Source organism: Lentzea aerocolonigenes, assembly GCF_000955955.1.
GTDB lineage: Bacteria > Actinomycetota > Actinomycetes > Mycobacteriales > Pseudonocardiaceae > Lentzea > Lentzea aerocolonigenes_A.
Map to the genome: position 1 here is coordinate 1 of NZ_JYJG01000511.1, position 12,365 is coordinate 12,365.

The following is a 12,365-nucleotide window of genomic DNA, read 5'->3' on the forward strand; positions in this document are numbered from 1 at the left end:
GGCCCTAGCTCATCCCTTCACCGCCCCCGCGGTGAGGCCCTCGGTCAGGAACCGCTGCCCGAACGCGTACATGGTCACGACCGGGATGCTGATCAGCAGCGAGGCCGCGGCCAGCTGACCCTGTGGCACGACGTCACCGAAGATCATCGACTGCATGCCCACCGGCAGCGTCTTGTAGTCGTCCTTGGTGATGAACACGAACGCGAACAGGAACTCGTTCCACGCGTTGGTGAGCGTGAAGAGCGCGACCGCGAGCAGGCCCGGTTTCGCCAGCGGGAGAACGATCCGCAGGAACGCGCCGAACCGCGTGCAGCCGTCGACCAGCGCGGCTTCCTCGAGGTCCGCCGGGATCGACTTGAAGTACCCGACGAGCAGCCACGTCGCGAACGGCAGCGTGAACGTGGGATAGGCGAGCACGAGCGACCACAAGGAGTCGTTGAGCCCGATCCCGCTCATCATCTGGTACAGCGGGATGAACAGCAGCGCGCCCGGCATCACGTAGGTGAGCAGGATCGTCACCGTGAAGCTCTCCGAACCGCGGAACCTCAAGCGCGCCAACGCGTAGCCCGCCAAAGCAGCGCAGACCAGGGCGATCGCCGTGGACGCCACCGACACGAGGATCGTGTTGAGGTACCACGTGCCGAACGATCCCGTGAACAGGTTCGTGAACTGCTCGGTGGTCCACGGGGTCGGCCACAGGTCGTCGGTGCGGGCCACGATCTGGTCGTCGGACTTGAAGGCCGTGACCGTCATCCAGTACAGCGGCGCGAGCACGAAGCCCAGCAGGCCCACGAGCGCGATGCCCGAACCGGTGCCGCCGACCAAGCGTGCGGCCAGCCGGTTGCCCCGTGCGGCGAGCACGGAGACGAGGCGTCCGACCACGGCCGCGAGCACCACGAACACGCCCAGCACGAGTGCGGCCTTCCACACGATGTGCGGCGACGCCCAGATCAGCACGAGCGCCGACAGCACGACGATGACCCACGGCAACGCACGACGTTGAGCGGGGGTCAGCCGCCTGCGCCCGAAGTCTTGAGCGCCCGGCAGGTCGTTGCGGCGCATCATCCGCACGAGCACCACGACGAGCACGGCGATGATCGGCAGCATCACCAGGGTGACCGCGGCGCCCGCGCCCAGTTGCAGCTGCTGGATGGCCTTCGAGTAGGCCACCATCACGTACGGCGCGGTGGCGTCACCCGGCCCGCCCTGGGTCATCAGCCAGATCAGGTCGAAGTTGTTGAACGTCCAGATCGACGACAGCAGCACCGTCACGATCATGATGTGGCGCAACCCGGGCAGCGTGATGTGCACGAACCGCTGCCACGGCGAGGCACCGTCCACGACGGCCGCCTCGTACAGCCCGCTGTCGATCGCCTTGAGCCCGGCGAGGAACGTCACCGTGAAGAACGGGATGCCCTTCCAGACGTTGACCAGGATGACCGACGGCAGCGCGAGCGCGGGATCGGACAGCCACTCCGCCGGCCACCGGTCGACGAGCCCGATCGCGGCGAGAAGAGGCCCGATTCCGGAATCGGTGAGCAGAACGTTGACGCTGCCGAAGATCGGGTCGAACAGGGACCGCCAGGTGAAGGCCGTGACGACGGTCGGCACCACCCACGGCAGCAGGATCACCCCGGCGACGACCGCCCGGCCGCGGCGCATCTGGTGCAGCATCAACGCCGCGATGAGACCGAGGATCACCTTGAAGATCTCGGCGTACGCGGTGAAGACGAACGAGTTCAGGACTCCTTTGTGGAACAACGCGTCGCCGATGAGAGCGGTGTAGTTGGCCAGCCCGACGAAGACCGTCTCGGCGCCGTGGCGTTCCGTGGTGCTGGTGATGACCGAGTCGGCGATCGGGATCAGGATCAGGCCCGCGACCAGCACCAGCGTCGGCCCGACGAACACCGCGGCGAGGCGCCAGTCCCGTCCGAGCAGCCGTTGCGACGGGCTGAGGGAGGACGACGTGCGCGGCGCCGGCAGGACCGGCGCCGGCCGGGTGCGCAGGTCCGTCACTGCTTGTAGCCCTGCTGCTCGAAGACCTGGACGATCCGGGCGTGGGTCGCGGCGACCGCGTCGGCGGGTTTGGTGCCCTGGATGACCGACTGCATCATGTCGGTCAGCAGGTACGCGGCGGTGGCGGCCTGCTCCCCCGGACTCGGCGCCTGGGGGAACTTGTAGCCGGTCCTGGTGGTCACCGGGAGCGGTGTGCGGGTCTGCTCGCGCAGCGCGGGGAAGGCCGGGTCACCGCTGGTGTAGTACGGGTCGGAGTCCCACACCTTGTCCCACGAGGGATTCACCAGGCACGGCGCTCCCTTCGCGACACCGAGCAGCGCGGTTCCGCTGACCATGTACTTCGCCACCAGCTTGGCGAGATCGGGGTTCTTCGCCCCCTTGAACACGACGAACGAGTTGGACTCGCCGAACGCCAGCGGCTTGTCGAGCGCCGGTCCGGTGGCGCCGTTGAACGGGTGGGTGTTGCCGTAGACCGGGTTGTTCTTGGTCTTCGAGTCGGCGTAGACGCTGAACTGGTTGAGCGTGAGCCCGAGGATCTGGGCGAGCCAGTTCTCGTTGTTGCTCGAGTCGGTCCAGCTGCCGATCCCCGGTGGCAGCATCGGCGTGTACTTGGGGTTCGTGTAGATGTCGCCGATGAAGCTGACGGCGGCGACCGTCTCCGGCGAGTTGAACACCACCTTCGTGCCGGTGTTGTCCGCGATCGCCCCGCCGTAGGTGTTGATGACGTTCGTGATGAAGCCGTTGGCGTCGCCGGAGCGGTTCACCGTGAGACCCCAGCCGAAGCGCTTCTTCGCCGGGTCGGACACCTCCAAGGCGTTGTCGCGCAGCTCTTCCCACGTGTAGTGGGGTTTGAGCTGGAGACCCTTCTCCTGGTACCAGTCCTTGCGCAGGTACATCGCGGACGCGATGAAGTGGTACGGGATCGCGAACCAGCGCCCGCCGAACACGCAGTAGTTGTTCGCCTCCGTCGCGGGCTCCCCGTAGAGCTTGCGCATCTCGTCCACCACGTCGGTGACGTCGGTGAGAGCGCCGAGGTTGTGGAGCTGGCCGACGAAGCGCCGATCGCTCACGAAGGCGAAGTCGCGGCTGGTGCCCGCCTTCACCTCGGCGTCCATCTTCGCGACCATGTCGCCCGCGTCACCGGAGACCAGGTCGTTGCGGACCGTGGTGCCGGTGGCCTGCGCGAAGACCTGCAGCGACTTGTCCAGCGCCTTGTTGGCGGCCTCCGAGTACAGCTTCTGCGAGAGCATGCCGGCCGATCCGCCGCGCAGCGAGGCCGCCTGGTCGAGCAGGGCCTGGGGCACCTGGACGTCCACCTGCGGTGCGGCGGGGCCGCCTGTCCCGCAGCCGGCGAGAGTGAGCACGCCCAGCGCGCTCGCACCGAGGAAGGTGCGCCTTGATAAGTCCGATTTCTCTTCCATGACACCAACTCCTCTCGCGTCCGGACGAGCGGACGCGTGCCGACGGGGCGACAGTGCAACCGGCGGGACAGCGGGACGTGCGCCCCGCTGCCGGGTCGTTCATGTGGTGAAGTGGACGAACTACGTGCGCGGCTTGGAGGACCGCTTTGTCCGCCGCCCCTTTTCCGCGAGGAGCGTGGAGTTGTTGGCCAGGTGCTTGCGCATCGCCGCGCGGGCCCGGTCCGGGTCACGCGCCACGAGCGCCTCGTAGATCTCCGTGTGGTCGGCGGTGGCCTTGCACAGCGCGTCCGAGTCCTCGTTGGTGATGCGCCGGCTGGCCGTGCCGAGCCAGCGGGCCGAGTACATGATCCGGTCCAGAATGCGGTTGTCCGCCGCCCGGCAGATCTCCATGTGGAACTCGTGGTCGACCTCGAGGTAGGCGTTGGGGTCCTCCTCGAGCGCCGCCATCCGGCCGAGCTCGTCCCGCATCCGGGTGAGCGCCTCGTCGGTGACGAGGGCCGCTGCCATCGCGGCGAGCTCGGGTTCGAGCAGCATGCGCATCTGGTCGAGCTCCTGCAGCAGTTCACCGACGACCTCGGCGGGCAGCCACTCGACCAGCAGCGGGCTCAGGTAGTCCCACTCCGCGGGTGGGCGCACGACGACGCGGCGGCCCTGCGCCACGTCGACGATGTCGAGCGAGGCGAGGACTTTGAGCGTCTCCCGCGCCACCACGCGGGACACCCCGAACTCCCGCGAGATGTCGAGCTCCGACGGCCCCCGCCCGTCGGAGAACTCACCGTTGACGATGCGCCGGTGCAGGTGTGCGGCCACCTGCACCGGCAGAGTGCGGACCTTGACAAGGTCCGGAGACTCTTGTCCCCTTTGCATGTCATCAGCTTATAGGACAAGTTACTCATCGCGACAGTCCGTTCACCTGCACCACCCGGAGACGGGAGAGCAATGCGGATCGTGAACGTCACCACCGCGGTGGTCGCCTACCACGGCGAAGCCACCCTGGTCCGGATCGACACCGACGAGGGCCTCAGCGGGTTCGGCGAGGCCAATCCCGACGCCGGCGCGGGCGGCGTCGTCGGGATGATCGGCTTCCTGGCACCACTGCTGATCGGCGAGGACCCGCGCAACGTCGAGCGGTGCTGGGAGAAACTCCGCCGCGGCAGAGTCTTCGCGGGACCGCAGGGCGGGGTGTTCGTGATCGCCCTGTCCGGGCTCGAGCTCGCGCTGTGGGACCTCGCCGGCAAGGCCGCCGAGCAGCCGGTGTACAGGCTGCTCGGCGGGAAGTTCCGCGACCGGATCCGCCTCTACGCCGACTGCGGCGACGGCGACGACCCGGCAGGCTCGGTCTCCGGGTGCGTGGACCGGGCCCAGCGGATGGTCGCCGAGGGCTTCACCGCCATCAAGTTCGACGTGGACGACCTCCGCCACCCGGCCAAGTTCGACGACTTCAACCACACGATCAACGCCGCCGAGCTGCGGTCGATGGTCGAGCGCGTCGCCGCCGTCCGCGAGGCGATCGGACCTGACGTCGACCTGGCCATCGACCTGCACGCGCGCTACGACGTGCCCAGTGCGTGCCGGATCTCGCGCGAGCTGGAACCGTTCGACCTGATGTGGCTGGAAGAACCGCTGCCGGCGGAGAACGTCGACGCGCTGGTGCGGGTGCGGGAGCAGACCCGCACGCCGATCTGCGCGGGCGAGAACCTCTACCTGCGGTGGGGGTTCCGCGAACTGCTCGAACGCGGCGCCGTCGACGTGATCGAGCCGGACGTGCCGAAGTGCGGCGGACTGGCGGAGGCGAAGAAGATCGCCAACCTCGCGGAGCTGCACTACATCCCCTTCGCGCCGCACCTGGTGTCGACGCCGCTGGGCACGATGGCGACGTCGCACCAGTGCGCGGCCATTCCCAACTTCTACATCCAGGAGTGGCACGCGCTGGAGGAACGGGCGGTGTGGGACAGCTACGTCCACGCCCCGGACGGAAGCGGCTCGATCGTGAAGGACGGGTACATCACCCTGCCCGACACTCCCGGCATCGGCGTGGAACTCGACCTGGACGCCGTGCGGGCACACGCCGTCGCGGGCTACGGGGTCTTCGAATAGCGGGCCTCGTCCAGGCGCGCGAAGTCCTCATTGGACAGACCGAGGTCTGCGGCGCCGACGTTCTCCTCGAGGTGCTTTTCGGACGACGTGCCGGGGATCGGCAGCATCACTGGCGACCGGCGCAGCAGCCACGCCAGCGCGACCTGGGCAGGGGTGGCGCCGAGCCGCTGGGCCACCTCGGCGACCCTTGAGCCCGGCCGCACGCTCGGCGCGATCGGCAGCCAGGGCAGGAATGCGATGCCGTGGCGTTCGCAGTGGTCCAGCACTGGTTCGGAGCGCCGGTCGTCGAGGTTGTGGCGGTTCTGCACACTGACGATCGGCGTGATCCGCTCGGCTTCGACGATCTGTTCCACGGACACCTCGGACAAGCCGACGTGGCGCACCTTGCCTTCGTCCTGGAGTTGGCGCAGTGCGCCGATCTGGTCCGCCAGCGGCACGGTGGGGTCGACGCGGTGCAGCTGGAACAGGTCGATCCGCTCGACCCGCAGCCGGCGCAGGCTCAGCTCGGCCTGCTGGCGCAGGTACTCCGGGCGGCCGAGCGGGATCCACTCGCGGCCGGGGTGGCACTGGCCCGCCTTGGTGGCGACCACGACACCGTCCGGGTACGGGTGCAGGGCCTCGGCCAGCAGTTCCTCGTTGCGGCCGAGGTCGTAGGAGTCGGCGGTGTCGATGAAGGTGACGCCGAGCTCGACCGCTTTGCGGGCCAGGGCGTGCGCCGCGGCCGGGTCGTTCGCGGGCAGCCGCATGGCGCCGAAACCGAGGCGGTGGACGGGCAGGTCGCCGCCGAGGACGAGGTGCACGGGATCTCCTTGTGGGTGCAGGTTCGTTCCACGCCACACACTGCCACCGCCAGTCGCTAAGACAATCGAAACATTCTTGGAAAGACCGCGTAGCATCGCTAATGTGTTGAACCTCGAACGCCTGCGGACGCTGCATGCGGTGTCCACGACGGGATCGGTCCGCGGCGCCGCCGAGGCACTGCACGTGACCACCTCCGCGGTGTCGCAGCAGCTGTCCAGGCTGGAACACGAGGTCGGCCAGCGCCTGCTGGAAAAGCAGGGCCGGGGCATCCGGCTCACCGACGCGGGCGACCTGCTCGCCGAGCACGCGGCCAGGCTGCTGCGCCAGGTGGAGCTCGCCGAGACCGAGCTCGCCGATCGCCGCGGCACCGTGGCTGGAACCCTGTCGGTGGCCGCGTTCGCCACGGCCGCCCGCGGTCTCGTGCCGTCGATGCTGCGCACGCTGCGGCAGGAGTACCCGGACCTGTCGGCACGGCTCGTGGAGCTGGAACCCGCCGAGGCGATCGCCCAGCTGCGCCACGCCGACGTCGACATCGCGGTGGTGCAGGACTGGCCGGAGCTGCCGCTCGCGGTGCCTGCCGGACTCTCCAGCGCCCCGCTCCTGGATGACGTCCTCGACGTGGCACTGCCTTGTTCGCACCCGTTCACCGGCCGGGCAGCGCTCGCCCTGGACGAGCTGCGCGACGAGGACTGGGTGGGCTGGCCGAGCGACGAGGTCTGCCACGGCTGGCTCGAGAACACCTTGCGCCGCAACGGGATCGAGCACCCGATCGGGCACACGGCCTCGGAGCACTCCACCCAGCTCGCACTGGTGGCGGCCGGGCTCGGCGCCGCGATCATCCCCCGGCTCGGCCGCGGTCCGACGCCGGAGGGCGTGCGTTTCGTGCCGCTCCTGCCCGCACCCCGGCGGCGGGTGTTCGCGTTGTGGCGCAACAGCAGTACGAACCGTCCTGCGCGCCGGGCGGCGTTGCGCGCTCTGCAGGAGGCCGCCCGGCAGTGCGGCGCCGGCTCTGGCGCGTAAAACAGATGTGCAGGCGATGGTCGCGGGATAGCTTGTCCCGGTGCCCGACGAGGAACTGACGCGCCGATGGGAAGAAAGCTGGCCGGACTGCCCTCCCATCGGCCACGAACTGCGCTGCGAGAAGGACCGGTGGGTGCGTTTTCACAGCCTGCCGGAGTCCAAGCGCTATCCGGACACCGAGGACGAGTGGGCGATCGTGCTGGACCGCTACAACACGGTGCTCGACGAACTGTTCGCGGGACAGGACGTCCACGTCGCCACATCGAACTGGTCCGGCACCCCGATGCCACCCGAACGCCCGCACGAACAGACCCAGCGGCACCCAGGAGCCCACCACTGGGTCTCGGTCCTCACCGATCCGGATCCGGACGACCCGATCTACACGCACGTGTACGTCAGCCGGATCCCGTGGCAACGCGGCCGCATCGACACACTGCTGCGCGCCGTCGCCGACGACGCCACCGCGGGAGTGCTGATCACCGATGTAGGTCTGCAACGGATCTACAACCCCTATGACGGTGGCGCCGACGTCATCCTCACCACGAGCACTGAACGCGACCAACTGCGCGCACGGCACACCGACTGGTTGTCCGCTCACCCGTCGGGGCTGTAGCGCGAACTATGGCGTGTATCGAAAGCGCCGGTCACAGTCACCCGTTGCTCTGAGGCAGGGGTAAACCGCTACTTCAGCGGTGGATGTGGCGGGTACGGTGCCGGCGGTGGTCGGCGATCGCGTGCAGCGGCGGCTCACGGAGACAGATGCGCGGACACGAAGGAGCGAATGGTGCCAGGCGCTGTACTGCGAGGGGTGACTTTGGACTGTGCCGACCCGCAGGTGCTGGCGGGCTTCTACGGTGCACTGACCGGGATGCACGAGCTCTTCAGCACGGACGAGTTCGTCGCTCTGACGGACGATTCCGGCTGTGATCTGGGATTCCAGAGGGTGGACGGATACCGGGCTCCGCAGTGGCCGGGTCAGGACGTGCCACAACAGTTCCACCTGGATTTCCGCGCTGACGACCTCAATGCGGCAGAAGAGCTGGCGCTGGAACTCGGCGCGGCCAAACCGGCCCATCAGCCCGGCGACGGACGCTGGCGGGTACTCCTGGATCCGGCTGGCCACCCCTTCTGCCTGACGTCTTCCTGACATCCCCGGCGTTGACAGGTATCCCCCGTCAGACGCCGTAGCGCTCCGGCGTGGTCGGGCGGTTCATCAGCTGCTGGCCGCCTCGGAGAGGGCATGGCGTCGGCTGTGCTGGTCACAGCCACTCGGTTATGGCCGCGACGAGGACGGTCGCCTCGTAGCGGACCGCGAGCTTGTCGTACCTCGTGGCCACAGCCCGGTGCCTCTTGAGGCGGTTGATGCCGCACTCGACCGCGTGCCGAGCCTTGTAGCCCTGCGGGTCGAACTTCGGCGGCCGTCCGCCGTGGGAGCCGCGTTTCTCGCGGCTGCGGGCCTGGTCGGCCTTGTCCGGGATGGTGCAGCGGATCCCGCGCCGCCGCAGGTGAGCGCGGATCTTCCGGGAGGCATACGCCTTGTCGGCTCGCACGCGATCCGGCCGGGTGCGCGGCCTGCCCGGCCGTGATCACGATGGACATGGGCTTCTGGCCCTGTTCGACAGCCAGGTGCAGCTTGGTAGTCAGGCCGCCGCGCGAGCGCCCGAGCCCGTCGACAGGTTCGACGGTGACGCCGCCGGGCGGCTCCTTCTGCAGCTCCCCTTTTTCCTCGCCCCGGCGGCGTGCTGGTGGGCCCGGCACACCGTGGAGTCGACGTTGATGTCCCAGGTGATCAGATCCTTCGCGTCAGGCCGGGTCTGGAGCGCGGTGAAGATCCGATGCCAGGTGCCGTTGCGCTGCCACCGGCGGAACAGGTCGTACACCCGGCCCCACGGCCGGTACTCGGCGGGGATGTCCCGCCACGGGATGCCGGTGCGGACCCGGAACCGCATGCCGTCGATCAGCTGCCGCCGGGTCCACGTCGACGGCCGGCCGGGCTTCTTGCCCTTCGGCAACAACGGCTCCAACCCTGCCCATTGCGCGTCCGTCAGATCTTCACGTGCCACGAATCAAGATCATCTCAGGTCCAAGATCCACTTTCGACACACCCCTAGAGGCTGACGAGTCGCCAGTCCTGGTTGGCGCCACCGGAAACGGGCCACTGAATGATCTTGGCGCCGTCCGCGGACGACCAGCCGTCGACGTCCGCGCACCAGCCGGTGCGGACGTTCACGAGCTGGTAGTGGCCACCGGAGGACGGCACGAGCCGCCAGGACTGGTTGTCGCCCGCGCTGTCGGCCCACTGGACGAGCTGCGCGCCCTGACCGGAACCGCCAGGGCTGTCCAGCAGCTTGCCGCTCCTGACGTTGACGAGCTTGACCGAACCGTCCGAATTGGACGTCAGGGTGAACTGCTGGCCGGTGCCGCCGTCGTCGGTCGCCTGGATGATCAACCCGCCGTCGGCCGTGGAGGAGTCGCTGACGGCCAGCACCTTGCCGCTGTTGCGGTTGACGAGTTTCACGGTGCCGGAGCTCGCGGCGAACGGCCGGTCGTAGACCTCGAAGTTGCGGACGGACGCCCAGATCCCCGGTGGCAGACCGGTGACCGTCACCCGCACGTACCTCGCGTGGGCGGTGAGAACGGCGACCTGGACCTGGCTCGTGCTCGTGGTGGCGGTGTGGTCGGACAGGGTCGTCCAGGTGGCGTTGTCGGTCGAACCCTCTAGCAGGTAACGGTAGTTGGTCGCGTCGAGCTCCCAGGCGAGCCGCACGCCGGTGATCGGCCGCGTCGAGCCCAGGTCGACCTTGAGCCAGTGACCGGTACTGCCGTCGTTCGCGCACCAGCGGGTCGAGGTGGACGCGTCGACGGCCTTCGCCGCGGTGTTGCCCTTGCCGGTCTCCTCACCGCTGGCCGTGGCGGTCCTGCCCGCCGCGATGTCCGCCGGCTGTACGGACCGGTCGAGGGTGACGCCGACGACGCTGTCCGCGGGGTGGCGGGTGCGGTCGACGCCGGTGACCGTGACCTGTCCGGTGGCGCTGACCGAGTAGGACAGCGAGCCGCCCGACGCGACGTCGAAGACCCGGCTCACCCTGGCGTCACCGATCGACGGCGTGGTGAACGAGGTGCCGGCGAAGCCCGGCAGCAGGTGCACGTAGAAGGTGTCGTCCTTGCTGGTGAATCCGTACTGGCCGGCGACCGGCTCCCAGGGGCCGCCGCGGGTGCCGTAGATCGCTGCACCACAGGCCGACATGAACGTGCCGATCCGGCGCAGGAGGTTCGCCTGGCTGGGCGCCACCGTGCCGGTCCGGTCGGGGCCGACGTTGACCAGGCAGGTGAGGTTGCGAATCCACGAGTTGACCAGGATGTTCATGGTGTCGGCGTACGACATCGCCTTGTCGCCGTCGTAACCCCAGGATCCGCCGACCGTGAAGCACTTCTCGGCGACCTTGCCCGTGCGGATCGGGCCGGTGGGCACCGAACCGCCTTCTTCGCTGGTGTAGTCGCCGACCCAGCCGGAGCGCGAGGTGGTGAGGATGCCGGGCTGGTGTCTGCGCACCAGCCCGGTCAGGCCGAGCGGCTTGCCGGTGTCCGGGTCGTTCTCGCTGTAGGCGGCGTCGACCGGCCACTGGTTGGCGGTGTCGCGGGACTGGCCCGGTTCCCAGAAGAACGCGCCGTCCGCGTCGCTGCCCTGCTCGGCGATCCAGCCGCCGTCCCACCAGAAGTCGTCGATCACGCCGTACTGGGTGACCAGTTCGCGGACGTGTTGGTACACCTCGTTCTTCATGATCCGCGCGTTCTCCTTGTGCGCGGAGTCGGTGGTGTAGTTCCAGGGGTTCTTCGCGCAGTTGGTGCCGTACACGTCGTAGTAGCCGGGGTAACGCCAGTTGATCGGCGAGTAGTAGAGGCCGACCTTGAGCCCAGCGGCCCGTACGGCGTCCACGTATTCCTTGACCAGGTCCCGGTTCAGCGGAGCCTGCGCCGAGGTCCACGCGTTCGGATGCGCGCTCGGGAACAACGCGAACCCGTCGTGGTGGCGAGTGGTCAGGACCGTGTACTTCGCGCCCATGTCCTTGGCCAGTTGCGCCCAGTCACTCGGGTTGTACGCGCTGGCGGTGAACTGCTCCGCGGTCGCGTCGGTGACGTACTCGCGGTAGTTCTCCGGCGTCACCGGCCCGTTGTGCATGTACCACTCGCCCTTGGCCGGGCCCGCGTACGGACCCCAGTGGATGAACATGCCGAGCTTCGCCTCGTGCAGCCAGCCGACCTCGGCGTCGGACTGCTGCTCGACGCCCAGGTCGGTCTTGGGGATGCGCAGCGGTGGGAGCGGCAGCGGACTGGCGGGGGCGGCGGCCCTCGCCGGTGCCGCGGGCAGCTGACTCGTGCTGGTGGCCAGGACAAGGGCTCCCGCACCCGCGATCAGGCCTCGGCGACTGATGCCCTCGGTCACGCTGATACCTCCGACCTGACGACGTTCTCGACGCGAGAACGTCGCATCGAATGCCTTGTTCGACAAGAGGTTGTTTGATGTTGTTCACGTCCCACTGTCGAATGCTCGGATGTTTCGACGTTGGGAGCCTGCGATGCCGCGCTTCCGGCCGGGGTCTTGACGGGACGTGTGTGAGCGCTAACACTTTCCGGTCAAAAGACTAGGGCACACGCGTGTTAGCGATAACAGGAGTCGACGAGACAATGATGTCCAAGATCCTTGCCCGGCTGGCGGCGATGCTCGCCGCCGCCTTCCTGCTCCTGACGTCCTGGACGGCGGCGTCTCCCCCGCGGGCCGCCGCCGCGGACCCGCTCACGGGCTACCTGATGGTGCACTTCATCGGCGAAGGTGCGACCGGTCAGCAGATGTACCTCTCGCACAGCAAGGACGGGCTCAACTGGTCCGACCTCAACGGCGGCGGGATGGTGCTGCGGTCCACGGTCGGCACGAAGGGCGTCCGCGACCCCGCACTGGTCCGCTCCCCCGACGGCAGCCGGTACTGGATCATCGCCACCGACCTGTGCATC

General features: G+C 68.5%; 9 protein-coding genes and 2 pseudogenes. 5 read left to right on the top strand and 6 right to left on the bottom strand.

Features of this window, described 5'->3' with window-relative positions:
• Window positions 1-9 precede the first annotated feature (9 nt).
• The 3 genes from UK23_RS45270 to UK23_RS45280 form a co-directional block, all read right to left on the bottom strand.
• Complete coding sequence (locus UK23_RS45270; protein ID WP_045318030.1) at window positions 10-2,016, bottom strand: ABC transporter permease subunit; 2,007 nt, start codon at window positions 2,014-2,016, stop codon at window positions 10-12.
• On the bottom strand, window positions 2,013-3,437 hold the full coding sequence (locus tag UK23_RS45275) for an ABC transporter substrate-binding protein (RefSeq protein ID WP_045318031.1): 1,425 nt from the start codon (window positions 3,435-3,437) through the stop codon (window positions 2,013-2,015). Before UK23_RS45275 ends, UK23_RS45270 begins: the two co-directional genes overlap by 4 nt.
• A 120-nt stretch (window positions 3,438-3,557) precedes the next feature.
• On the bottom strand, window positions 3,558-4,304 hold the full coding sequence (locus UK23_RS45280; protein WP_231114979.1) for a FadR/GntR family transcriptional regulator: 747 nt from the start codon (window positions 4,302-4,304) through the stop codon (window positions 3,558-3,560).
• Window positions 4,305-4,376: 72 nt separating this feature from the next.
• Here UK23_RS45280 and UK23_RS45285 point away from each other — a divergent pair, with 72 nt between their 5' ends.
• Window positions 4,377-5,534 (top strand): mandelate racemase/muconate lactonizing enzyme family protein, encoded by a 1,158-nt coding sequence (locus UK23_RS45285; protein WP_045318033.1) that lies wholly within the window; start codon window positions 4,377-4,379, stop codon window positions 5,532-5,534.
• On the opposite strand, the gene UK23_RS45290 is transcribed toward UK23_RS45285, so the two are convergent.
• Window positions 5,516-6,334 carry an aldo/keto reductase gene (locus tag UK23_RS45290; protein WP_269112345.1) on the bottom strand — a complete coding sequence of 273 codons (819 nt, stop codon included), beginning with the start codon at window positions 6,332-6,334 and terminating at the stop codon, window positions 5,516-5,518. The genes UK23_RS45285 and UK23_RS45290 overlap by 19 nt on opposite strands.
• A gap of 103 nt (window positions 6,335-6,437) precedes the next feature.
• Between UK23_RS45290 and UK23_RS45295 the strand changes: the two genes are divergently transcribed.
• The 3 genes from UK23_RS45295 to UK23_RS45305 all read left to right on the top strand — a co-directional run bounded on the left by UK23_RS45295 (window position 6,438) and on the right by UK23_RS45305 (window position 8,502).
• Window positions 6,438-7,355 (top strand): LysR family transcriptional regulator, encoded by a 918-nt coding sequence (locus tag UK23_RS45295; RefSeq protein WP_045318034.1) that lies wholly within the window; start codon window positions 6,438-6,440, stop codon window positions 7,353-7,355.
• Between the two features lie 40 nt (window positions 7,356-7,395).
• Complete coding sequence (locus UK23_RS45300) at window positions 7,396-7,968, top strand: DUF3885 domain-containing protein (protein ID WP_196778171.1); 573 nt, start codon at window positions 7,396-7,398, stop codon at window positions 7,966-7,968.
• 195 nt (window positions 7,969-8,163) lie between these two features.
• Entirely contained in the window at window positions 8,164-8,502 is a 339-nt protein-coding gene (locus UK23_RS45305) for a VOC family protein (protein WP_231114980.1), read from the top strand.
• A gap of 112 nt (window positions 8,503-8,614) precedes the next feature.
• Here UK23_RS45305 and UK23_RS51015 read toward each other — a convergent pair.
• A pseudogene (locus UK23_RS51015) lies at window positions 8,615-9,418 on the bottom strand (IS5 family transposase).
• A 44-nt stretch (window positions 9,419-9,462) separates the two neighbouring features.
• Window positions 9,463-11,799, bottom strand: coding sequence for an alpha-L-fucosidase (locus UK23_RS45320; RefSeq protein WP_045318037.1), 2,337 nt, complete (start codon window positions 11,797-11,799; stop codon window positions 9,463-9,465).
• Window positions 11,800-12,044: 245 nt separating this feature from the next.
• Between UK23_RS45320 and UK23_RS45325 the strand changes: the two are divergent.
• Window positions 12,045-12,365 (top strand): annotated as a pseudogene (locus UK23_RS45325) (beta-xylosidase); the annotation flags it as partial.